Source organism: Inquilinus limosus DSM 16000, from assembly GCF_000423185.1.
Taxonomy (GTDB): domain Bacteria; phylum Pseudomonadota; class Alphaproteobacteria; order DSM-16000; family Inquilinaceae; genus Inquilinus; species Inquilinus limosus.
On record NZ_AUHM01000023.1, the window covers coordinates 109335 to 130985 of the forward strand.

Genomic DNA, 21651 nt, shown 5'->3' on the forward strand with positions numbered 1-21651 from the left:
GAACGATAGCAGCCATTGCAGGGTGTGCAACAAGTGTTTCAATATTGTCGGATGTGATCCGATTGGATCGAAGGGTGATCATGATGGAACGCAGGCCGGTTGCGATCGCGGCGGCGCCGAATGGCGGCCGGCGGACCAAGGCGGATCACCCGGCTCTGCCGATCACCCCGGCCGAGCTGGCGCGGAATGCGGCGGAGTGCCGGGACGCCGGCGCGGCGATGATCCACATCCATGTCCGCGACCGGGACGGGGCGCATCTGCTCGACGCCGACGCCTACCGGGCGGCGATCGCGGCGATCCGCGCCGAGGTCGGCGATGCGCTGGTGCTGCAGATCACCAGCGAATCGCTCGGCCGCTATAGCCCGGCCGAGCAGATGGCGGTGGTGCGGGCGGTGCGGCCGGAGGCGGTGTCGCTGGCCCTGCGCGAGCTGGTTCCCGACCCGGCCGACGAGGGCGCATTCGCCGAATTCCTGCTGTGGCTGAAGCGGGAACGGGTGGCGCCGCAGATCATCCTCTACGCGCCGGAGGAGGCGGCGCGGCTCGACGGTATGCGCCGCCGCGGCCTCGTCCCCTGGGGCGACATCCCGGTGCTCCACGTCCTCGGCCGCTACGTCGCGGGCCAGACCTCGCTGCCGGCGGACCTGCTGCCCTTCCTGGCGCCGGAGGCGCCACGCTTCTCATCCTGGATGGTCTGCGCCTTCGGCCGGCACGAAGCCGCCTGCGCCCTGGCCGCGGCGCTCCTGGGCGGCGACATCCGCGTCGGCTTCGAGAACAACCTGCACCGGCCGGACGGCAGCCTCGCCGCCGGCAACGCCGACCTCGTCCGCGCGGTCGCGGAGCCGCTGATCGGCAGCGGCGGTCGCCTGGCGGATGCCGCGGCGCTGCGGGCTAGCTGGGCCGGCTGACCCCCTCACCCTCCCATTCGCTGGCGCGAATGGGCCCTTCCCTCTCCCCGAGGAGAGGGAAGTGAAGAGCGGCCCCCCTTACCTCTCCTCAGGGAGAGGTCGAAATCGCGTCAGCGATTTCGGGTGAGGGGTGGCTCAGGCCTATCCAGTTGGCTCCGTGCCCAAGGCGCGTCGCCGCGCCAACACGAGCAGCGCCGTCAGCGCGGTCACGGCCAGCAGAACCGCCGACACCAGCGCCACGCCCTGATAGGTCGAGGAAAAGGCTGCCCGCGCCGCCGTCGCGACCGTGCCCGCCTCCGGCGCCGCCAGCGTCTCCGCCGCGACCAGCGCCTCGCCGATCGACCGCCGCGCCGCCGGCACGGCGGCCTCCAGCAGCGGCGGCAGCGTGAGCAGCGACTGGTACAGCACCGCCATCAGGCTGCCGAACAGGGCGACGCCGAGCCCGCCGCCCAGCTCGTAGGACACCTCCTCGACCGAGGCGACGGCGCCGGCCTGATGCGCCGGGGCGCTGTTCATGACGTTGACCGAGGCCGCGGTCATCGCCGCGCCCAGCCCGGCGCCGATGGCGACGAAGCTGGCGATGGTGGCGGCCGAGACCGATCCCGGCGGCAGCAGGGCGAGGCCGAGGAAGCCGGCGGCGGACAGGGCGAGGCTGGCGGCCAGGCTGGCGCGGAAGCCGAAGCGGTGCACCAGCCCGCCGGCCAGGGGCGAGGCCAGGAACGAGGCCAGCGGCACCGGCGCCAGCCTGAGGCCGGCCTCCAGCGGCGACAGGTTTAGCACCAGCTGCAGCTGCTGGCTCAGCAGCAGCTCGAAGCCGACGATGACGATCATCGCCACCAGCGCCGCGGCCAGGGCGATGGCGATGCCCGGGTTGCGGAACAGCGACAGGTCGATCATCGGCACCGCGGCGCGGGCCTGGCGGCGCAGGAAGGCGGCCAGCAGCCAGGCGCCGGCCAGCCCGATCGCGGCCGCCTGCCACGGGTCGGCGCCGGCATGGGTGGTCTGCTTCACCGCATAGACCAGGGCGACGATCCCGGCCATGGCCAGCAGCAGGCCGGGCAGGTCCCAGGGCCGCTCCTCGCCGGCGCGGCGGCCGGGCAGCAGCCAGGCGGCGAAGGGCAGGGCCAGCAGCACGATCGGCACGTTGATCAGGAACACCGCGCCCCAGTGGAAATGCTCCAGCAGCGCGCCGCCGACCACCGGGCCGAAGGCGGCGCCGCCGGACGCGACCGAGGACCAGATGCCGATCGCGATCGCCCGCTCGCGCGGATCGTCGAAGGCCAGGCGCAGGATCGACAGCGTGGCCGGCATCATCATCGCCCCGCCGAAGGCCAGGAAGGCGCGGCCGGCGATCAGCCACTCCGGGCCGGGGGCGAAGGCGCAGGCGGCCGAGGCCAGCCCGAACAGGGCGAGGCCCAGCAGCAGCATGCGCCTGTGCCCGATCCGGTCGCCCAGCGTGCCGGCGGCGGGCAGCAGCCCGGCCATCAGCAGCGGGTAGATGTCGATGATCCACAGCAGCTGCGACGCGCTCGGCTCCAGCGCCCGGGTCAGGGTCGGCACCGCGATGTGCAGCACCGTGGCGTCGATCGCCACCATCAGCAGCGCCACCGAGACGACGGGCAGGATCGCCCAGCGGCTGACGGAACCGGTCATGATCAAACTCCCGGGGCCAGGCAGCGGCGGACCAGGCCGGGCAGGGCGGCGATGCCGGCGGCGATGTCGAAGCTCGGATCGGTCGCCACCCGGGCGCTGAAGCCGTCGATCAGCATCAGCAGCCAGACCGCCGCCATGTCGCGGTCCAGGCCCGGATCGGCTTGGCCGCGGGCGGCGGCGCGGCCGATCAGATGCGCCAGCGCCGCCCGGATCTCCCGGTCGCTGCGGTCCAGCACCGCCTGGATCTGCGGGTTGCGCGCGCCTTCGGACAGGATCTCCAGCCACAGCCGGTGCCCGGCGGCGTCGGTGGTCAGGGTCAGGAAGCGCTCCAGCAGCGCGACGACGGCGCCCAGCGGATCGTCGGTCTCCTCCACCGCCCGGAACAGCGCCGCCGTCTCCTCGCGCTCGGCGTCGACCAGGGCGGCGATCATCGCCTCCTTGTTCGGGAAGTAGCGGTAGAGATTGCCGGCGCTCATCCCCGCGGCCTCGCAGATCTCGGCCATGCCGGTGCCGTGGAAGCCGCGGCGGGCGAAGCAGCCGTACGCCGCCTCCAGGATGCGGCGGCGCTTCTCCTCGCGGGGGGACGGGGTGGTGGCGGCGGTTCCGGACATGGCGCGACTCATGAGAATGAACGTTCATTCTCATGAGTCGGCAAATTCAGGTCAAGCCTCTGCTGTCATTGCCGGGCTTGACCCGGCAATCCAGAGGGCGTCGACATCCTCCGGATGCCCGGATCGAGCTCGGGCATGACAATCGCGTGTTTGCCGAGGACCCCGATGACCGACACCCCGATCCGATGGTATCGCGACGGCCGGCTGGCGCGGCTGCGGCTGCAGCGGCCGGCGCGGCACAACGCGATCAGCGCCGCGATATGGCGGGCGCTGCCGGGCCTGTGCCGCGAGATCGACGCCGATCCCGAGGTCGCGGCGGTGATCGTGGAGGGGGAGGGCGGCCAGGCCTTCTCGGCCGGGGCCGATATCGCCGAATTCGGCACGGTCTTCGCCGACGAGGATTCGACCCGCGCCTACAACGCCGCGGTCCGGGCGGGGCTGCAGGCGGTCGAGAGCCTGGACCGGCCGAGCATCGCGCTGGTCCGCGGCCTCTGCGTCGGCGGCGGTTGCGGCCTGGCGCTGGCCTGCGACCTGCGCTTCGCCGGCGGCTCGGCGCGGCTGGGCATCACGCCGGCCCGGCTCGGCCTCGCCTACGGCTTCGCCGACACGCGGCGGCTGGTGGCGACGGTCGGGCCCTCCCGGGCCAAGGACATGCTGTTCTCCGGCCGGCTGCTCGACGCCGCCGAGGCGCTGGCGATCGGCCTAGTCGACCGGGTGCTGCCCGATGATGCGGTCGAAGCGGCGGCGCTGGATTACGCAAGCGGCTTGGCCGAGCGGGCTCCGCTCAGCCTGCGTGCGGCCAAGCGGATGATCGAGGCGGTGATGGCCGGCGCCGACGGCGACACGGAGGAGACCGCGGCGCTGTTCGAGGCCGCCTATCGCAGCGCCGATTTCCGCGAGGGGCAGGCGGCCTTCGCCGAACGCCGCCCGCCACGATTCCGCGGGGTCTGAGCCGGCTGCGGCAACCCCTCCCCCTACCCCCCTCCCGCAGGGGGAGGGGGAGGACAGAAGGCCACCGTTGCTCAGTAGTCCAGCCTCGCCCCCCTTTTTTCATTCTCCCCCTCCCCTTGCGGGAGGGGGTAGGGGGAGGGGCTGTTTCCGACGGAGCCGCTCCCTCCGTCCTCCTGGTTACTCCGCCGGGCTCATCCGGCCGGCCGTCGGCGGCGCTGGCGGCTGGTGGCGCCGCAGCGCGGCCTGGACCACGAAGGTCATCAGCGCGCCGAGCACCAGGCAGGCGGCCAGGAACCACATCGGCGCCAGCTTGCTTCCGGTCATGTCGCCGATCCAGGGCACCGCGTTCTGGGCGATGAAGCCGCCGAGATTCCCGACCGAGTTGATTGCGGCGATGCCGGCCGCGGCCGTGGCCCCGGTCAGGAAGGTCGGCGGCAGCGACCAGAACACCGGCTGCGGCGCGAAGATGCCGGCGGCGGCGACGCAGAGCAGCGCGAACTTCACGGCGTTGCCCGGCACCACAACGCTGAGGGCGAGGCACACGGCCGCGATCAGCGCCGGGATCACGATGTGCCAGGTCTGGTCGCCGGTGCGGGCGGCGTTGCGCGGCACCCACCACAGGGCCAGGGCGACGCAGGCCCAGGGGATGACGTTCAGCAGGCCGTTGACCGTGTTCGACACGCCGAAGCCCTGCACCACCGTCGGCAGCCAGTAGCTCAGCCCATAGGCGCCGAGCGGGAAGGCGACGTAGAACAGGGCCAGCAGCTGCACCCGGCGGTCGAGCAGCGCCGCGAACGGGCTGCCGTGCTGCATCTTGCCCTGGGCGTTCTCGCGCGCCAGCACGTCGTGCAGCCACTTCTTCTCGCCGGCATCCAGGAAATTCGCCGTCTCCGGCCGGTCGGGCAGGAAGAAGTAGGTGACGACACCCATCACCACGGCCGGGATGCCGGTGGCGACGAACACCCATTCCCAGCCCTTGAGGCCGAGCAGGCCGTCGAGGTCCAGCAGCGCCCCGCCGATGGTGGAGCCGACGGCGTTGGCCAGCGCGCTCCAGGCCATGAACAGCCCGACCATGCGGCCGCGATACATCTGCGGGAACCACAGCGTCAGCGCGAACAGCACGCCCGGGAAGAAGCCGGCCTCGGCCGCACCCAGCAGGAAGCGCAGGATGTAGAACATCGTCGCGTTTTGGGTGAAGGCCAGGGCGATGGTGACGAGGCCCCAGGAGAAGATGATCCGGGCCAGCCAGCGCCGGGCGCCGACCCGCGCCAGGATCACGTTCGACGGCACCTCGAAGATGAAATAACCGATGAAGAACAGCGAGGCGCCGAGGCCGTAGGCGGCCTCGCTGAGGCCGAGATCGCCGACCATCTGCAGCTTGGCGTAGCTGACATTCTGCCGGTCGATATAAGCGATGAGATAGAGCAGGCCGAGGAACGGCATCAGCCGCCAGGTGATCTTGGCGATCGTCTGCGGGCGGGACTCGGGCACGCGTTCTACTCCCTCAAATCGTATGATGATTTGCTGCCTTGGCGCGCAAAGAAGCCGCTTTGAGGGAGAACGTCAACCCGCGCGTTGCAGTGCCGCGGATCCCGGGCGTTCATCGAAACGACATCTGAGGATCATCCGACTGTAACCCCGCTCTGTTAGGCCGGTCTCGCCGAACGGCCGCGGCCTCTGCCGCGCCGCCCCCGAAACCGACCGGAGCGAGCCTGATGGCTGAACTCGTGATCGAAGGCCTGACCAAGAGCTTCCGCGCCGTGAACGCGGTCGACGACGTCAGCCTCACGATCGCCCCCGGCCAGATGGTCGGCGTGATCGGCCGCTCCGGCGCCGGCAAATCGACCCTGCTGCGCCTGGTCAACCGCCTGGCCGATCCGACCGGCGGCCGCATCCTGTTCGACGGCGTCGACGTCACCCGGCTGAAGGGCAAGGCCCTTCGCGACTGGCGCGCCCGCTGCGCCATGATCTTCCAGCAGTTCAACCTGGTCAGCCGGCTCGACGTGCTGACCAACGTGCTGCTCGGCCGCATCTCCTACCACTGGACGCTGCCGTCCCTGTTCAAGCAGTTCGGCGAGCGCGAGCGGGCGTTCGCCATCCAGGCGCTGGACCGGCTCGACATGGCCCATGCCGCGCTGCAGCGCGCCGACACCCTGTCGGGCGGCCAGCAGCAGCGCGTCGCCATCGCCCGCGCCCTGCTGCAGGAGCCCGAGGTGCTGCTGGCGGACGAGCCGATCGCCTCGCTCGACCCGCGCAACGCCAAGGTGGTGATGGACGCGCTGCGCGCCATCAACCGCGAGGACGGCATCACCGTCCTGGTCAATCTGCACACGCTCGACACCGCCCGGCACTATTGCGACCGGGTGGTCGGCATGGCCAAGGGCCGGGTCGTCTTCGACGGCGCGCCCGAGGCCCTGACCATGGACGTGGTCGAGCAGATCTACGGCGTCGACGGCATGCGCGAGGCGTTCGACGAGCGCATCACCTCGACCGCGATCGAGCCCCGGACCGGCGAGCGCGAGCTGGTCCCGGCCTGAGCTCCAACGAATGGCGTGCGGCGCGGCGCCGGACGCCCGAACACATGTGATCAGCAAAGGGGTAGACCCATGTTCCTGCGGCGCACCATCCTCGCGGCGGCCACGGCTGTCGTCGCTCTCGCCGGCCTGGCCGGCGCCGCCTTCGCGGCGGATCCGAGCTGGAAGAACGATGTCCCGGTGATCCGGATCGGCATCCTCGGCGGCGAGAACGACGCCGACCGCCTGGCCCGCTACGACGGCTTCAAGAAGCTGCTCGAGACCACCTTCAACGTGAAGGTCGAGCTGTATCCGGCCTCGGACTATGCCGGCGTCATGCAGGGCATGGCCGCGGGCCAGCTCGATTTCGCCAACTTCGGCGCCTCCAGCTATGCCGGGCTGTGGCTCGACTGCAAATGCGTCGAGCCGCTGGTCGTGCCGAAGGAAGAGGACGGGTCGACGGGCTACTACTCGGTGCTCTACGTCAAGTCCGACAGCCCGTACCAGAAGCTGGACGACCTCAAGGGCAAGTCCCTGGCCTTCGCCGATCCGAACTCGACCTCGGGCTACCTGATCCCCAACTTCCAGCTCAAGGACAAGGGCTACGACCCGGCCGCCTTCTTCGGCTCCACCGCCTTCTCCGGCGGGCACGAGCAGGGCGTGGTCGCCGTGATGAAGGGCCAGTACGACGCCGGCGTCACCTGGATCTCCGGCCAGGGCGACCCGGCCCAGGGCTACAGCCGCGGCGCCCTGCGCAGCATGGTCGACAAGGGCATGCTGAACATGAAGGACCTGCGCATCGTCTGGCAGTCGGACCTGATCCCGAACGGCCCCTGGGCCACCCGCACCGCCCTGCCGGAGGCGTTCCGCAAGGACATGCTGGACTTCATGATGAAGCTCCCGAAGGAGCATCCGGACATCTACGAGGCGGTCGAGAAGGGCGCCGGCGCGGGCTATGAGCCGGTCACCAACGACTTCTTCGCCGGCATCATCAAGATGCGCCAGACCGAAGCCTCGGCGCGCCGCAGCTGATCGGCCCCGGAGGTTGGGTTCGCCTCCGGGCAAACCCAATTGAGTTCCCTTTTTGCTGTCATTGCCGGGCTTGACCCGGCAATCCAGAAGATGTCGACGCTCTCTGGATGCCCGGGTCAAGCCCGGGCATGACAGCCTTGGGAAAGCGCGCTGTCCAAGCTGCCGTGATCGATCCCCCGATGACCTCTTTGTCCGAAACCCGCCCCTCCGACCCGGTCGCCGCCTTCGAGGCCGGGCGCCGGGCGCTGCTGCGCCAGCGGCGCCGGGCCACGCTCCTCGGCCTCGCGCTGTTCGTCGCCGCTGTGCTGGCCGGCGCGTATGTCGGCGAGTTCTCGCCGGCCAAGCTGGCCGCCGGCCTGCCGCGGATCGGCGAGTATATCGACCGCACCCTGCCGACGCTGAGCTGGGGCGAGCTGCTGTCCGACAGCAAGACCGAAGGCTCGTTCGCCTACTGGTACTACCGCGCGGGCAGCTATCTCGTGCTGCTGTGGCAGACGGCGCAGATGGCGATCCTGGGCACGGTGCTGGGCGCCTCGGCGGCGCTGCTGCTCAGCTTCCCGGCGGCGCGCAACCTGGTGCGCAGCAACCTGATCTATCATCTCAGCCGCCGCTTCCTCGAGATCTGCCGCAGCGTGCCGGACATCGTCTACGCGCTGTGCTTCGTCTGGGCCTACGGCGTCGGGCCGCTGGCCGGCATCCTCGCCATGGCGGTGCACACCACCGGCGCGCTCGGCAAGCTGTTCTCGGAGGTGAACGAGGCGGCCGACGAGAAGCCGCTGGAGGGCATCCGCGCCGCCGGCGGCACCTGGGTCCAGATCATGCGCTTCGGCGTGCTGCCGCAGGTGCTGCCGAACTTCCTCTCCTATTCGCTGCTGCGGCTCGAGATCAACATCCGCTCGGCCTCGGTCCTGGGCTTCGTCGGCGCCGGCGGCGTGGGGCAGGAGCTCTACTACATCGTCAGCTTCAACTACTACGAGGAGCTGAGCGCGCTGGTGCTGATGATCGTCGCGGCGGTGACGCTGATCGACCTCGGCTCGGAGCGGCTGCGCTCCGCCTTCATGTCGCGGGAGGCGCATTGATGGGCACCCGACTCGCCCGGATTCGACCCATCGACGTCGACGCCGCCCGCGCCGCGCTGCCGCGCGCCTTCGGCCGGCCCTGGGGCGAGCGGCTGGTCCGCACCGCCCTCTTGCTGCTCGCCGCCGCCTATCTCGTCTACCTGCTCTGGACCTTCGACTTCTCGCCGGCCCGGCTCTACAGCGGCCTGGTCAGCCCGAACGGCCTGTTCGTCATCGCCGGGCAGATGGTCATGTGGCGCGACATGGCCGAGTGGCAGTACGGCGAGATCTTCACGGCGCTGGGCCAGACCGTCGCCATGGCCTTCATCGGCACGCTGATCGCCTCGGTGATCGCGATCCCGCTCGGCTTCCTCGGCGCCCGCAACATCGTGCCGATCGGCATCCTGCGCTTCGGCTTCCGCCGCCTGTTCGACGGGCTGCGCGGCGTCGACCAGCTGATCTGGGCGCTGGTCTTCGTGCGCGCGGTCGGGCTCGGGCCCTTGGCCGGCATCCTCGCCATCTGCGTCTCCGACATCGGCTCGCTGTCCAAGCTCTACGCCGAGGCGATCGAGACGGCGGAGAAGAAGCAGATCGAGGGCGTGCGCTCGACCGGCGCCTCGACCCTCGCGGTGCTGCGCTTCGGCGTGCTGCCGCAGGCGATCCCGCTGTTCCTCTCGCAGGCGCTCTACTTCTTCGAATCCAACACCCGCTCGGCCACCATCCTCGGCATCGTTGGCGCCGGCGGCATCGGGCTGCAGATCTCCGAGCGCATCAAGATCCTGGCCTGGGACCAGGTCGCCTTCATCCTGATCCTGGTGCTGGCCGTGGTCGCCCTGATCGACACCCTGTCGAAATGGCTGCGGCTGAAGCTGATCGGCCGCGACGCGGCGCGGGGCTAGCCGTTGCTTTCCGATCTCTCGGGCGTCGTCGCCTCGGCCGTGGCCGTCTGCAGCCCGGCCAGCCGCCGCGCCACGCTGGCCGTCGTCTCCTGCTCGATGGCGCGGAACTGCTCGACCAGCCACTGGCCGAAGGGGGTCAGCGCGGCGCCGCCGCCCTGCGGGCCGCCATGCCGGGTCTCGATCACCTTCTCGCGGAAGCAGCTGTTCAGGCTGTCGATCAGCAGCCAGGCGCGGCGGTAGGACATGCCCATCGCCCGCCCGGCGGCGGAGATCGAGCCGGTCTCGGCGATGTGCTCGAGCAGCCCGATCTTGCCGGGGCCGAGCTGCCGGTCCGGGCCGGCGGGGTCGAAATCGATGCGGATGCGCAGCCTGGGCATGGTCGTGTCATGATACGGGCAGGCGGGGCCGGTTGGAACTCGGCACTGCCGGGTCCGTTATGACAGAAGGCAACCGAGGGAGGCCACGATGTCTGCTGCCGAGCCGCGTCCGGCCGGGCCGGCGCCGGACGACAAGGTCGACGAGGCGGTCGAGGAGACCTTCCCGGCCAGCGATCCCCCGGCCTATCAGGCCGCCGTGACCAGCGGCGCCCCGAACCACGAGGCCGAAGCCGAGCCGAAGCGCAACGCCCCGGTGATGGCGATCATCGCCGTGGCGGCGGTGATCATCCTGCTCTGGGCCTTGTTCGGATAGGCCATACCGTCACGGACGACTTCCCCTTAACTGTCATGCCCGGGCTTGACCCGGGCATCCAAAGAGCGTCCACACCTTCTGGATTGCCGGGTCAAGCCCGGCAATGACAATGAGAGGGGACAGAGATCTCTACGGGTCCGCTTCAATTCCCCGGCAGCACCTTGCCCGGATTGAGGATGCCGGCCGGGTCCAGCGCCCGCTTCAGCGCCTGCATCACCGCGACGCCGTCGCCGTGCTCCTGCGCCAGGAAGCGGATCTTGCCGTAGCCGATGCCGTGCTCGCCGGTGCAGGTGCCGCCCATCGCCAGCGCCCGCATCACCAGCCGGTCGTGGAAGGCCTCGGCCCGCGCGATTTCGTCCGGGTCGTCCGGGTTCAGGATCATGCAGGTGTGGAAGTTTCCGTCGCCGACATGGCCGACGATCGGCGCCACCAGCCCGCTGGCGGCGATGTCGGCCTTGGTCTCGACCAGGCAGTCGGCCAGGCGGCTGATCGGCACGCAGACATCGGTCGGCATGCCCCGGCAGCCGGGGCGCAGGGCGATGCCGGCGTAATAGGCCTTGTGCCGCGCCTCCCACAGCCTGCTCCGGTCCTCGGCCTTGGTGGCCCAGCGGAACTCGCCGCCGCTGTTCTCCTGCGCCAGGGCCTTCACCGTCTCCGCCTGCTCGGCCACGCCGGCCTCGGTGCCGTGGAACTCGAAGAACAGCGTCGGCGCCACTTCGAGGTCGAGCTTGGAATAGACGTTGCAGGCGCCGATCTGCACCTCGTCCAGCAGCTCGATCCGCGCCACCGGGATGCCCAGCTGGATGGTGGCGATCACGGTGTTGACCGCGTCGGCCACGGTCGGGAAGGCGCAGACGGCGGCGGAGATCGCCTCCGGGATGCCGTACAGCCTGAGCGTCACCTCGGTGATGATGCCGAGCGTACCCTCCGAGCCGACGAACAGCCGGGTCAGGTCGTAGCCGGCCGCGGATTTGCGCGCCCGGCCGCCGGTGCGGATGATGCGGCCGTCGGCCATGACGACCGTCAGCCCCAGCACATTGTCGCGCATGGTGCCGTAGCGCACCGCGTTGGTGCCGGAGGCGCGGGTCGCCGCCATGCCGCCCAGGCTGGCGTCGGCGCCCGGGTCGATCGGGAAGAACAGGCCGGTGTCGCGCAGATGCTCGTTCAGCTGCTTGCGCGTCACCCCGGCCTCGACCGTGCAGTCGAGGTCCTCGGCCGAGACCCGCACCACCCGGTTCATCTGCGACAGGTCGATGGTGACGCCGCCGCGCAGCGCCGCGATGCCGCCCTCCAGCGACGTGCCGGTGCCGTAGGGGATGACCGGGACCTCGTGCTCGGCGCAGATCCGCACCACCGCCGCCACCTCCTCGGTCGAAAGCGGGAAGGCGACCGCGTCGGGCGGCATGGTCGGGTGCCAGGTCTCCTCCCGCCCGTGCTGCTCGCGCACCGCGGCGGTGGTGGACAGGCGGTCGCCCAGAAGGGCGCGCAGCGCGGCGAGGGCACGGTCGTCGAGGGCGGGGCGGGGCGACTGGGGGGCGGCCATGATCGGATTCAAAAATCGGACATAACGGAGGCCGTCGACCTTAGGCCTACGCCCGCCGCGCGGCAAGGCCGCGCCGCCGAGGCCCCGCTGCCGCAATCCCGTGGCACGGCCGCCGTCAAGGCGACACAAAGACGGGGCATTTGACTTCCCGCACATGACAGATCAGCATTTGATGCAATTTTAGGTCCGGGATTGGCCGATATGAATAAGCTTGTTGCGGCGTGCGCTGCCGCCCTTTTCTCGATCCTCCTTTTCCCCTCCACCGCCTCCGCCCAGCTCGAAGGCCTGCTGCAGGACATCCTGACGACAGCCGCCGGCACCGGGTCCGGCAGCGCCCCCGGCCCCGCGGCGGGCAGCGAACCGTCGGCGCGGGTGACGGCGATCAGCGGCGCCCCCGAGGCCGGGGTCGAGGTGACGGACGGCGTCTATCCCGGCCAGACCATCGATCTCGGCCGCGGCGGCCGGCTGACCCTGGCCTATGGCGACGGCTGCACGGTCGAGACCATCCGCGGCGGCATCGTCACGGTCGGCACCGCCTCCAGCCGCGTCGCCGGCGGCCAGGTGCAGACCAGCGGCGCCGCCTGCGGCCGCACCCAGGTCGCGGTCAACGCCCGCTCGGCCGAGGCCGGGGCGGGGGTCGACCGGCTGGTCGGGGCGGAGGGCCGCCGCGAGAGCCCGTTCGACGCGCAGCTCTGGGCCGAGACCACCGTGTCCTCCGCCCGGCCGCAATTCTCGGGCGCCGACGGCGCGGTCCGCATCGTGATGCTGGACGCGCCGACGCCGCAGACGGTGTGGGAAGGCCAGGGCGGCAGCGGCTTCCGCTACCCCGGCGATGCGCCGAAGCTGCAGACCGGCGTGCCCTATCGGATCGAGGCCGGCGGCCGGTCCGCCGTGTTCTCGGTCGATCCCGGCGCCAAGGGTGCGGGCGGCACGGTGGTGCTGCGCTGACGCGCGGCCGGCGGCTTCCGTCCCCTCCCGATCATGCGAAGGCTCCGCCGCCTGGGCGTGGCGCTCGGCATCGGCGTGGTCCTGGGCAGCGGCCTCCTGCTGCCCGGCGCCGACCTGCTGCAGCGCCAGGGCATCGACCTGCTGCTGTGGCTCGACCGGCCGCTCGGCTGGACCCGCCGGCCGCTGCCGGACCGGCCGCCGGTGGCGGTGGTGGCGATCCGGGAGGAGACCTACCGCACGCCGCCGCTGCACAACCGGCCGAAGGTCGCCTGGACGCCGGAGCTCGGCTTCGTGCTGGCCGGGCTGGCGGAAGGCGGGGCGAGGGTGATCGGCCTCGACGAGATCTACCCGACCACGCTCGACCGGCCGGAGCTCAAGCCCAACCACGACCGGCCGCTGCTGCAGGCGCTGGCCGCGCTCGGGCCGGCGCGGAAGATCGTGCTGGGCTTCGCCCAGTCGGGCGACCTCGCGCTGCGGCCGGACCAGGGGCAGGTGATCGCGGCCGGCGAGGCCAATCTGCGACCCCTCAGCCTGCTGCGCGACCGCGACGACGTGGTCCGCCTCTATCCGGCCCGGCTGCCGCTGCGGGAGGGCGGCGACATCCCGACCTTCGCGGCGGAGCTGGTGTCCCGCGCCGGCCACGCGGTGCCGGACGGCGAGATGCTGATCGACTTCACCGTCGGGCCACGGGACGTGCCGATCTACGAATTCGCCGACCTCGCCGCCTGCGCCAGGGCCGGCCGGCTCGACTTTTTCCGGGAGCAGTTCGCCGACCGCATCGTCGTCATCGGCCCCGTCCTCGACGTCGAGGACCGCCACACCACGCCGCGCCGCGGGCTGGAGGAGGCCGCCGACCACGAGCCGGCGGCGCGCTGCACGGCGGCGCCGGGGCAGCCGGTCTCGGCACTGGGCCGCCGCACCACGCCGGGCGCGCAGATCCATGCCATCGCCGCCCTGACCTTCGCCCTCGGCCGGGCGCCGCGGATGCTGCCGCCGCCGGTCGCGGCCGCGGCGGTGGGTGCCGCCGCCACGGCGCTGGGGATGCTGCTGTTCGCGCTGGCGCCGGCCTGGGGCCTGCTGGCCGCGCTGGCCGCCGCGGCGGCCGCGGTCCTGGTTTCGCTGCCGGCGCTCGGCGGCGGCGTGGTCCTGCCCCTGCTGCCGCTGCTGCTGGTCTTCGCCCTGACCTACACCGCGATTTACGTCTACCGATTCGTGGTCGAGGACCGGACGCGACGCCGGGTGGTCCACGCCTTCCGCCACTACCTCGCCCCGGCGCTGGTCGAGCAGCTGGCGGAGAATTCGGAGGCGCTGCATCTGCGCGGCGAGATCCGGCCCGTGACCGTCGCCTTCTACGACATTGTCGGCTTCACCACGCTGAGCGAGCGCCTGGCGGCGGAGCCGGAGCGGCTGGTCGCGGTGGTGAACGGCCTGCTGGCCCGCATCGCCGACGCGATCGAGCGCCACGGCGGCTATGTCGACAAGTTCATCGGCGACGCGGTGATGGCGGTGTGGGGCGCGCCGCTGGCCGATCCGCTTCATGCCGAGCGGGCGGTCGAGACCGCCTTCGCCGCCTTCGCCGCGCTCGACGACTACAACGCCACGGTCATGCGGGCGCAGGGCCTGCCGCCGCTCGGCCTGCGCGCCGGCATCAATTCCGGCTGGGCGGTGGTCGGCAATGTCGGGTCGCCGACCCGGCTGAACTACACGGTGCTGGGCGACGCCGTGAACCTGGCCGCGCGGCTGGAGGGCGCCAACAAGCTCTACGGCAGCCGGCTGATGATCGGCGAGGGCACCTACCGCGCCCTGCCGCGGCGCTGGCTGGTGCGGCGGCTCGACTATCTGGCGGTCAAGGGCAAGGCGCGGCCGGTCCGGGTCTATGAGCCGATCGCTCCGCTCGCCGATGCCGCGCCCGGCCAGGTCCAGGCGGTGCGGCGGTTCCACGCCGCGCTGGCGCTCCACCTCCGCCGCCGCTTCGCCGAGGCGGCGGAGCATTTCGCGGCGCTGGCGGGTGCGGATCCGGCCGCCGCGCTCTATCGCGACCGTGCCGCCGCCTTTGCCCAGGCGCCGCCGCCGGCCGGCTGGGACCGAAGCCATAGTCTGACCACGAAATGAGGGGGACATTTTGACCACGCCATTCCCGACCCTGCCGCGCCGCGGCTTTCTCGCAGGGGCCGGAGCCGGCCTCGCGGCGCTCGCGCTGGGCGGCTGCCAGACCGCGCAGGACTACGCCAGCGATCCGGTCGGCGCGGCGAACACGCTCGGCCGGCTGCTCGCCTCCGACAGCAAGGCTGCCTCGGTCGACGAGGCCGCCCTGGGCGAAGGGCTGTATCCGCGCCTGGTGGCGCAGTCGGGCGGGGCCTATCCCAACGCCCGGGTGCAATCGGCCGTGCGCAGCTTCGCCGAGCCGCTGTTCCGGGTGTCCCGGCGCGGCTTTCGCTGGGAGATCACGGTGCTGGACGACAACAGCCCGAACGCCTGGTCGCTGCCGGGCGGCAAGCTGGGGGTCAACAAGGGGCTGCTGCGCTACGCCGCCAGCGAGGCCGAGCTGGCGGCGGTGATCGCGCATGAGATGGGCCACGCCGAGCTGGGCCACCAGGTCGCCGAGCTGGACGACAAGGGCTTCGCCGACCGGCTTAGCACCTTCTTCAAGGACGTGGCCCAGCGCGAGATCGACGCCAAGGTCTCCGGCCTCGGCAACGTCACCGGCCCGGCGCTCGACGCGATCGCGCCGGGGATGAGCCGGCTGATCACCTCCGGCTATTCCCGCGAGCACGAGCGCGAGGCCGACGCCTATATCCTGACCGTGTTCCGCGCCACCGGCTACGATCCGCGCCAGGCCTCGGCGGTGTTCCGGACCCTGAATTCGCTGGTGCCGCCGGGAACGGAGAGGACGACCTCGCTGTTCTCCACCCATCCCGACACCCGGGAGCGGATCGAGCTGCTGGACGAAGAGGCGGCGCGGCTCCCGGCCGGCGGCGGATCGGCCGGATCGGCGGCCTTCGCCGAGATCAAGGCGGTGTTCCCGACCCGGCGCTGGTATCTGCGCAATCCCGCGGAGGCCAGCTGACTCGCATCGTCGCGGCCCCCTCCGCTCCGCCGCGCGACCTGCTATCATGACGGGCGAGGGGCGGCGTATCGGCGAACGGAACGAGGAATGACTATCTGGGGCAAGATCGTCGGTGCGGCCGCGGGCCTGGCCATCGGCGGTCCGATCGGCGGGCTGCTGGGCGCCATGGCGGGCCACGCCGTCGACTGGTATCGCGGCCAGCCGCCGGCGGATGGCGACGCCACCCAGCACATCGCCTTCACCATCGGCGTGATCGCGCTCGGCGCCAAGATGGCGAAGGCCGACGGCGCGGTGACGGCGGCGGAGGTGACGGCCTTCCGCCAGGTCTTCCGCGTGCCGCCGGAGGAGGAGGCGAATGTCGAGCGCCTGTTCAACCTGGCGCGCCGCGATTCGGCCGGGTTCGAGCCCTATGCCCGGCAGCTCGCCGGCATGTTCAAGGACCGGCCGGAGGTGCTGGAGGAGCTGCTCCAATGCCTGTTCTACATCGCCAAGGCCGATGGCGACGTGAAGCCGGCGGAGCTCGACTATCTGCGGGCCGTCGCCGGGCTGTTCGGCCTGGCCCAGGCCGACTTCCACCGGCTCTGCGCCGAGGAATGCGCCGGCTGCGACGTCGATCCCTACGGCGTGCTGGGGGTCGAGCCGCAGATCGACGACGAGAGCCTGAAGGCCGCCTATCGCCGGCTGATCCGCGAGCACCACCCGGACCGGCTCGTCGCCCTCGGCATGCCGGCCGACTTCATCGCCGTAGCCACCGACAAGATGGCCCGGATCAACGCCGCCTACGACATCATCCGGCGCGAGCGCAAGCTGGCGTAGCGGCGGATTCCGGATTGTCTGTCACGGATCCTCGGGCACTCTCCGTGCAGCCGGGAGATCGTCGAAGACCGGAGACATCGTTGACAGAGAAGACCGGAGACATCGTTGACAGATCTCGGCCCGACCGAACTCCGGCTGATGCAGGGCCTGGCCCAGCAGGTGACCGCATTGCGGCCGGACCTGCTGAACGCCGACGCGACCGTCGGTGAACTGGCCTGGGTCTGGGCCAAGGACTTCGACGCGCTCAGCCAATTCTGGCGGCACCGGCTGTGGTTCGTCGACGGCCGGCTGGCCGCATGGGGGTGGGTGCATCTGCCTTACCGGGTCCCGCGCGGCGACGGGACGTTCCGCGAGGTCGAGGCGGCCAACCTGCTCTGGCAGGTGCATCCGGACCGGCCGGGGCTGCTGGCCGGGATCCTGGACTGGTACGACGATGTGGCGGGCGGCGTCGACCGGCTGCTGACGGTGCAGTCCGCGGATGACCAGGCGCAGGCCACCGTCGCCGCGCACGGATACGTGTTCGACGCTGAAGCCGGTTCGGACGACGGGTCCTGGGTGCAGTTCAACATGCGGGAGCTGACGGACGTGCCGGATCCGGTGCTGCCCGAGGGATTCCGGTTCCTGACGGCCGGGGACGTCTCGGTGGCGGACGCGGTCCAGGCGCATCGGGACGCGTGGCATCCGTCCAGTTTCACCGAGGCGGCGTTCGCGCGGGTCCGGCGGACCTGGCCGTATCGGACCGATCTGCATGTGCTGATCGAGGCGCCGGACGGCACCTTGGCCGCGACCGCGATCATCTGGCTGGACGAGTCGTCGCGAACCGCTGAATTCGAGCCCGTCGGCACGCACCGGGACTTCCGGCGGCGGGGGCTGGGCACCGCGCTGCAGCTGCACGGCATGCATCTGGCCAGGGCGGCCGGCGCGAACCGCATGCTGGTCGCCTGTCTCGGCGCGCCGGCGCACCCGGCCGCCCGGAATCTGTACACCGGCGTCGGCTTTCGCGCGTTGACCCGGGACCTGCCGCAGATCAAGGCCGCGAGATAACGGTGCGTATCCGGGGCGGCACGGCACCGCTGGCCGCCCGGCACCGCTTCTCCGGCCGGACGCTTGCGTTACGCGAGCGGCGGCGCCGCCCGTCCCCGCCTCGCCGCGACCCGATGTGCCGCCGCCAGGGCCGCGCGTGCCCAGGCGAGAAGCTCGTCGGGCTCGTCGAACAGCCGCTCCGGCACGCGCCAGAAGGCGAGGTCGATGGTGCGGCCCTTCTTTTCGTAGCTGAGGGGCGGAAAGGCCTCGGCTTCCTGGAAGGTCGCGCGGTTGTGCTCATCGACCCGGACGTAGAGCGTGTCCTCCGACAGCACGCCCAGCATCACCCCGTCGCAGAACACGCCGGTCTTGCCGAACATGCGCCGCATCGTGATGCGGCCGAGCGGGGCGAGCTGGTCGCGCAGGAACTCGGTGAAGCTGTCGCTGGCGACCATGCTCGATCCTCGGTGAAGGGCTGATCCAACAATGGGCATGCGATCACCCGCGAACCACCCCCGAGCTCGATCATCGGCTCTCCATCGCCTCCCGACATGCCGGCGTCAGTCTGCGTGGGCGCTCGGCAGCCCCTGTAGGCCAGCCACTGGCTCAGGTCGCCCGCCAGGCCGAGCCCGCCGCCATGTCACCGCCACTTCATGACGCCCTGCCCGGGCGAGGTCAGCCACAGCGCGCCGTTGGCCGCGACCCGGGCGAACAGCGCGAACGGAAACGCCAGGCCCTGGTTCTGCGCCGCCCAGCCGGAGACGCCGTCCGCGCTGGTGACCACGCCCTGGCTGGTCGTGGCGTAGCCGCCGGCATGGACCGCGCTGGAGCTGCCGAAATAGACGCGGCCGGTGCCGGCATTGACCGTCACGGTCCGGGCCTGGTCGTCGGCCCGGACGCGGGTCCAGCTCTGGCCGTAATCCGCCGACCGGTACAGGCCCTTGCCGCTGCCCTTGACCGCGATCCAGATGTTGCCGCCCCGGCTGGCCAGGTCCATCGGGCCGCCATAGGTCCAGGCGTCGTGCAGCCAGTGCGTCCCCGGGGTCCAGCCGCTGGTCATGGCGGCGGGCAGGGTCAGCTGGCTCCAGGTGCCGGCGCTGCCGCCCTGCCAGGAGCGGTAGACCGCGCCGGCCGACAGGGCCAGCACGCCGTTGGTCGCCGTGTAGTAGATCCGGAAGCAGTCGTCGTTCGGGCAGTCCAGCACCTGCGCCCAGGAGACGCCGTCATCCTCGCTCAGATACACATCGCCGTTCACGGCGGCGTACACCCAGCGGGTGTTGACGGCGCTGTCGGGCGCCACGGTCAGCCCCTCCAGGCGCCGGATCGGGCTGGGCAGGCCCTGGGTGATGTTCTGCCAGGTCGCGCCCTTGTCCGTGCTCTTCAACAGGTACATCGGCTCGTCGCAGGGCGTGCCGCAATTCTCGAGATTGCCGCCCAGCTGGGCCCACACCACACCGGCGCGGCCGGGATCCGCGGCCACGCTCAGGCTGTTGCCGCCCTTGCCGGCCCAGCCGCCGGTGTATGACGCGGCGTTCAGGCTGGTCCAGCTGCTGCCGCCGTCGTCCGAGCGCCACAGGCCGAGATCCATGTAGCCGGCATAGACCAGGTTGGCGTCCGCCGCGCTCTGCTCGACCACGATCGGGACGACGTTGTCGATGCCGCGCGAGCGCCACTTGCCGCTGACAGCGGTGGAGACGCTGTCGCTCCAGGTCTTGCCGCCGTTGCTGCTGGCATAGAGGAACTGGTTGTTGGTCCACAGCACGGTGTTCGGGACCGCCGGATCGTTGCCGATGGTCTGGCCGAGCCCCTGGTAGCTGAAGCCCATGCCCCACACCTCATCGGCCTGGGACCACCCGCCGCTCACGCTCAGGGTGTATTTGGTCCAGCTCGTCCCGCCGTTGGTGCTCTCCCACAGGAAGCTGCCATAGGTGCCGGCGGGGCGCAGGGCCTGGTCGTCGAGGCCGACGATGCGCACCCGGCTGGAATTGGTCGCGTCGGCCAGAATGATCCCGGACGGCGCCTGGGTGCCGGAGGCGAGGAGCGTCCAGGAGAACCCGGTCTCCAGCGACTTGTAGACCCGCGGCGCATTGCCGGTCGCGGCCACCGTCGCATACATCAGGTTCAGGTTCTGCGGGTCCAGTCCGTAGGCGATGTCGATCAGCTTGCCCTGCTGCGGGTCCATCCGGGTGAAGGTGGCGCCGCCATCCGTGGAGAAATGGGCCTGGTAGATCACCTGGCTTTCCGGGCGGTCCGGAAACCGTCCCCGACCGCTGATCGCCCAGACGCCGTCGGGATCGACGGGATGGGTGCGCAGCCCGGTGATGCGCAGGTTGGTGGGCAGGTTGGACCCCGTCGCGCTCCAGCTCTGGCCGGCATCGGTGGAGCGGATGACATAGGGCTGCAGGCTGTCCCACTGCGGATGCACCGCGGCGTAGACGATGTCCGGATCGGCCGACACGGCGACGGCGGCGATGTAGCCGGTGCTGTATCTCCGGCTGAATCCGGTGCCGTTGCTGTTGCCGACGAACAGCCCGCTATCGGTGCCGACCAGCAGCTTGCCCGCGGGGTGGGCCGCCAGCGAGGCGATATGGGTTGCGGTCAGCCCCTGGGCCGACCCGACTGCCGACCAGGTGGCGCCGGCATCGGTGCTGAGATACACGCCGCCGAGGTCCGAGCCGACGGCCCAGTATCCTTCGGCGGTCACCACGGGGGAATTGAACGCGCCGCCGCCGCCGGGGTTGCCGGGTTTCCAGCTGGTCTGGGCATGGCCGACCAGAGGCATGAGAACGATCAGCGCGGCCAGCAGGCCGAGCACGAGCCTGTGCTTCATCAAGTCCCCCAATGCTTGTCGAAAAGGCCTGGGCTGCGTCCCCGCGCCCGACGTCGGCCCCCGTGCGGAGATGCACAGGGCGCTGCGAGTGGCTGAAGCCACGAAAATCCCTCCGCACAGAACGATCCCCCGTTCGCTCCAGCGCAAAATCGATCCGGCTCGTTGAATTCCTGGGAGTCCGGAGTCGCGAATCACTTTCAATATGGCCGATCCAGCCCGACACATTCCCGCAATGGGTGCAAGATCCCATCGTTACGAAAACAGAAATTTCATAGGCTCGTTCATGCGGGCCAGCAGGACGGACCGCTTAAGGGCCGCCGCCACTATCGCGAGTCCACAGGGCCGTGGCGATCCAGCCTGCCGCCTCTTTCGGCAGGACTGGATTGCTTCGCTGCGCTCGCAATGACGGTTTCAGGAGAGCCATCCCGGCACCCCACACCGTCATCGCGAGGAGCGAAGCGACGTGGCGATCCAGCCTGCCGCCGCCCGGACCGGCCTGAGTTAACGCAATGTTCATTGCTTAACTCCAGGCGCCTCGTTCATGATATGTTCCATGAACGCTGTGCCGCCCGATCTCGACATCCAGGCGTACTGCCGCGGCCTCGCGCTGCAGCAGGTCGAGATGCTCTCGCGTCTCGCCGAGATCGGCATGCGGCTGGCCGAAGGCGCCGGCGCCCGCGCCCTCGCCGCCCAGGCCCGGGCTGCCGAAGCGCCAGCCGAAGAGCCGGCCCCGGCGGAAACTCCGGCGTCGGCCGGCCAGGACCCCGGCCTGGACTTCGCCCGCTACGCCCATCTGGTGCGCCAGACCCTGGCCCAGCGCGCCCGCGCCGCCCGCGACCTCTGCGCCGAGGACCGCGCCCGCACCGCCGAGCGCGAGGCCGACCGCCCGGCCCGCCGCGACCGCCACCGCGACGAGGTCGAGCACGTCCTGAAGTGCATGATCTGGGACGAGGTCGAGGATCTCGACCGTGCCGAGGCCCTGTCCGACGAGCTCGCGGAGCAGGTCGAGCACCTCTACGAGGACGAGGCGGCCCGGGTCGAGGACCGGCCGGTCGGCGCGGTGATGGCCGGGCTGGCCTGCGGCCTCGGCCTGTCCGAGGAATGGTCCCGCT

20 protein-coding genes are annotated in these 21651 nt (G+C 71.0%); 13 read left to right on the forward strand and 7 right to left on the reverse strand.

Features of this window, described 5'->3' with window-relative positions; genetic code table 11:
* Positions 1-80 precede the first annotated feature (80 nt).
* Positions 81-905, forward strand: coding sequence for a beta-keto acid cleavage family enzyme (locus tag G537_RS0120385; RefSeq protein ID WP_026871693.1), 825 nt, complete (start codon positions 81-83; stop codon positions 903-905).
* Positions 906-1046: 141 nt separating this feature from the next.
* On the opposite strand, the gene G537_RS0120390 is transcribed toward G537_RS0120385, so the two are convergent.
* Together G537_RS0120390 and G537_RS0120395 are read right to left on the reverse strand one after the other, a co-directional pair.
* On the reverse strand, positions 1047-2558 hold the full coding sequence (locus G537_RS0120390; RefSeq protein ID WP_026871694.1) for an MFS transporter: 1512 nt from the start codon (positions 2556-2558) through the stop codon (positions 1047-1049).
* A gap of 2 nt (positions 2559-2560) precedes the next feature.
* Positions 2561-3169: a TetR/AcrR family transcriptional regulator gene (locus G537_RS0120395; RefSeq protein ID WP_051248719.1), complete on the reverse strand. Its 609-nt coding sequence runs from the start codon at positions 3167-3169 to the stop codon at positions 2561-2563.
* A 165-nt stretch (positions 3170-3334) separates the two neighbouring features.
* Between G537_RS0120395 and G537_RS0120400 the strand changes: the two genes are divergently transcribed.
* The gene (locus G537_RS0120400) at positions 3335-4120 is read left to right on the forward strand and encodes an enoyl-CoA hydratase-related protein (protein WP_026871696.1); all 786 of its coding nucleotides are present in this window, start codon (positions 3335-3337) and stop codon (positions 4118-4120) included.
* Positions 4121-4297: 177 nt separating this feature from the next.
* Here G537_RS0120400 and G537_RS0120405 read toward each other — a convergent pair whose 3' ends face one another.
* Complete coding sequence (locus G537_RS0120405) at positions 4298-5611, reverse strand: MFS transporter (RefSeq protein WP_026871697.1); 1314 nt, start codon at positions 5609-5611, stop codon at positions 4298-4300.
* A gap of 224 nt (positions 5612-5835) precedes the next feature.
* Here G537_RS0120405 and phnC point away from each other — a divergent pair, with 224 nt between their 5' ends.
* The 4 genes from phnC to phnE (G537_RS0120425) all read left to right on the forward strand — a co-directional run bounded on the left by phnC (position 5836) and on the right by phnE (G537_RS0120425) (position 9622).
* A complete protein-coding gene (phnC, locus tag G537_RS38960; protein WP_034852385.1) occupies positions 5836-6657 on the forward strand; it encodes a phosphonate ABC transporter ATP-binding protein in 822 nt (273 codons plus the stop codon).
* A 69-nt stretch (positions 6658-6726) separates the two neighbouring features.
* Positions 6727-7665: a phosphonate ABC transporter substrate-binding protein gene (gene phnD / locus G537_RS0120415; RefSeq protein WP_026871698.1), complete on the forward strand. Its 939-nt coding sequence runs from the start codon at positions 6727-6729 to the stop codon at positions 7663-7665.
* A gap of 179 nt (positions 7666-7844) precedes the next feature.
* Positions 7845-8744: a phosphonate ABC transporter, permease protein PhnE gene (phnE, locus tag G537_RS0120420; RefSeq protein ID WP_026871699.1), complete on the forward strand. Its 900-nt coding sequence runs from the start codon at positions 7845-7847 to the stop codon at positions 8742-8744.
* Positions 8744-9622 carry a phosphonate ABC transporter, permease protein PhnE gene (gene phnE, locus G537_RS0120425; RefSeq protein WP_026871700.1) on the forward strand — a complete coding sequence of 293 codons (879 nt, stop codon included), beginning with the start codon at positions 8744-8746 and terminating at the stop codon, positions 9620-9622. The genes phnE (G537_RS0120420) and phnE (G537_RS0120425) overlap by 1 nt, the downstream gene beginning before the upstream one ends.
* Here phnE (G537_RS0120425) and G537_RS0120430 read toward each other — a convergent pair.
* Positions 9619-9999: a winged helix-turn-helix domain-containing protein gene (locus G537_RS0120430; RefSeq protein WP_026871701.1), complete on the reverse strand. Its 381-nt coding sequence runs from the start codon at positions 9997-9999 to the stop codon at positions 9619-9621. The genes phnE (G537_RS0120425) and G537_RS0120430 overlap by 4 nt on opposite strands.
* An 88-nt stretch (positions 10000-10087) precedes the next feature.
* On the opposite strand from G537_RS0120430, the gene G537_RS38965 reads away from it, so the two are divergent.
* Positions 10088-10312, forward strand: a complete 225-nt coding sequence (locus G537_RS38965) for a hypothetical protein (RefSeq protein ID WP_034852388.1) — start codon at positions 10088-10090, stop codon at positions 10310-10312.
* Positions 10313-10454: 142 nt separating this feature from the next.
* Here the strand turns inward: G537_RS38965 and G537_RS0120440 are convergent, their stop codons facing one another.
* The gene (locus G537_RS0120440) at positions 10455-11855 is read right to left on the reverse strand and encodes an FAD-binding oxidoreductase (protein WP_026871702.1); all 1401 of its coding nucleotides are present in this window, start codon (positions 11853-11855) and stop codon (positions 10455-10457) included.
* A gap of 201 nt (positions 11856-12056) precedes the next feature.
* Here G537_RS0120440 and G537_RS0120445 point away from each other — a divergent pair, with 201 nt between their 5' ends.
* From G537_RS0120445 to G537_RS0120465, 5 genes are all read left to right on the forward strand, one after another.
* Entirely contained in the window at positions 12057-12803 is a 747-nt protein-coding gene (locus G537_RS0120445) for a hypothetical protein (protein ID WP_026871703.1), read from the forward strand.
* 33 nt (positions 12804-12836) lie between these two features.
* On the forward strand, positions 12837-14915 hold the full coding sequence (locus G537_RS0120450; protein ID WP_081688933.1) for an adenylate/guanylate cyclase domain-containing protein: 2079 nt from the start codon (positions 12837-12839) through the stop codon (positions 14913-14915).
* Between the two features lie 10 nt (positions 14916-14925).
* Positions 14926-15870, forward strand: a complete 945-nt coding sequence (locus G537_RS0120455) for a M48 family metallopeptidase (RefSeq protein ID WP_026871705.1) — start codon at positions 14926-14928, stop codon at positions 15868-15870.
* 87 nt (positions 15871-15957) lie between these two features.
* A complete protein-coding gene (locus tag G537_RS0120460; protein ID WP_026871706.1) occupies positions 15958-16686 on the forward strand; it encodes a TerB family tellurite resistance protein in 729 nt (242 codons plus the stop codon).
* A gap of 105 nt (positions 16687-16791) precedes the next feature.
* On the forward strand, positions 16792-17730 hold the full coding sequence (locus tag G537_RS0120465) for a GNAT family N-acetyltransferase (RefSeq protein ID WP_026871707.1): 939 nt from the start codon (positions 16792-16794) through the stop codon (positions 17728-17730).
* Between the two features lie 68 nt (positions 17731-17798).
* Here G537_RS0120465 and G537_RS0120470 read toward each other — a convergent pair whose 3' ends face one another.
* On the reverse strand, positions 17799-18164 hold the full coding sequence (locus G537_RS0120470) for a TfoX/Sxy family protein (protein WP_026871708.1): 366 nt from the start codon (positions 18162-18164) through the stop codon (positions 17799-17801).
* Positions 18165-18349: 185 nt separating this feature from the next.
* Positions 18350-20539, reverse strand: coding sequence for a beta propeller repeat protein (locus tag G537_RS0120475; protein ID WP_026871709.1), 2190 nt, complete (start codon positions 20537-20539; stop codon positions 18350-18352).
* Between the two features lie 553 nt (positions 20540-21092).
* Between G537_RS0120475 and G537_RS0120480 the strand changes: the two genes are divergently transcribed.
* Positions 21093-21651 (forward strand): hypothetical protein (locus G537_RS0120480; RefSeq protein WP_026871710.1); only part of this gene is annotated, 559 nt, incomplete at its 3' end.

What these genes read in the sequence shown, in the direction of transcription:
- G537_RS0120440 (WP_026871702.1), bottom strand. Translation starts at nt 11,855, where the DNA reads ATGGCCGCCCCCCAGTCGCCCCGCCCCGCCCTCGACGACCGTGCCCTC.
- G537_RS0120430 (WP_026871701.1), bottom strand. Translation starts at nt 9,999, where the DNA reads ATGCCCAGGCTGCGCATCCGCATCGATTTCGACCCCGCCGGCCCGGAC.
- G537_RS0120445 (WP_026871703.1), top strand. Translation starts at nt 12,057, where the DNA reads ATGAATAAGCTTGTTGCGGCGTGCGCTGCCGCCCTTTTCTCGATCCTC.
- G537_RS0120400 (WP_026871696.1), top strand. Translation starts at nt 3,335, where the DNA reads ATGACCGACACCCCGATCCGATGGTATCGCGACGGCCGGCTGGCGCGG.
- G537_RS0120475 (WP_026871709.1), bottom strand. Translation starts at nt 20,539, where the DNA reads ATGAAGCACAGGCTCGTGCTCGGCCTGCTGGCCGCGCTGATCGTTCTC.
- phnD (WP_026871698.1), top strand. Translation starts at nt 6,727, where the DNA reads ATGTTCCTGCGGCGCACCATCCTCGCGGCGGCCACGGCTGTCGTCGCT.
- G537_RS0120470 (WP_026871708.1), bottom strand. Translation starts at nt 18,164, where the DNA reads ATGGTCGCCAGCGACAGCTTCACCGAGTTCCTGCGCGACCAGCTCGCC.
- phnC (WP_034852385.1), top strand. Translation starts at nt 5,836, where the DNA reads ATGGCTGAACTCGTGATCGAAGGCCTGACCAAGAGCTTCCGCGCCGTG.
- phnE (WP_026871700.1), top strand. Translation starts at nt 8,744, where the DNA reads ATGGGCACCCGACTCGCCCGGATTCGACCCATCGACGTCGACGCCGCC.
- G537_RS0120395 (WP_051248719.1), bottom strand. Translation starts at nt 3,169, where the DNA reads ATGTCCGGAACCGCCGCCACCACCCCGTCCCCCCGCGAGGAGAAGCGC.
- G537_RS38965 (WP_034852388.1), top strand. Translation starts at nt 10,088, where the DNA reads ATGTCTGCTGCCGAGCCGCGTCCGGCCGGGCCGGCGCCGGACGACAAG.
- G537_RS0120390 (WP_026871694.1), bottom strand. Translation starts at nt 2,558, where the DNA reads ATGACCGGTTCCGTCAGCCGCTGGGCGATCCTGCCCGTCGTCTCGGTG.
- phnE (WP_026871699.1), top strand. Translation starts at nt 7,845, where the DNA reads ATGACCTCTTTGTCCGAAACCCGCCCCTCCGACCCGGTCGCCGCCTTC.
- G537_RS0120450 (WP_081688933.1), top strand. Translation starts at nt 12,837, where the DNA reads ATGCGAAGGCTCCGCCGCCTGGGCGTGGCGCTCGGCATCGGCGTGGTC.
- G537_RS0120385 (WP_026871693.1), top strand. Translation starts at nt 81, where the DNA reads ATGATGGAACGCAGGCCGGTTGCGATCGCGGCGGCGCCGAATGGCGGC.
- G537_RS0120460 (WP_026871706.1), top strand. Translation starts at nt 15,958, where the DNA reads ATGACTATCTGGGGCAAGATCGTCGGTGCGGCCGCGGGCCTGGCCATC.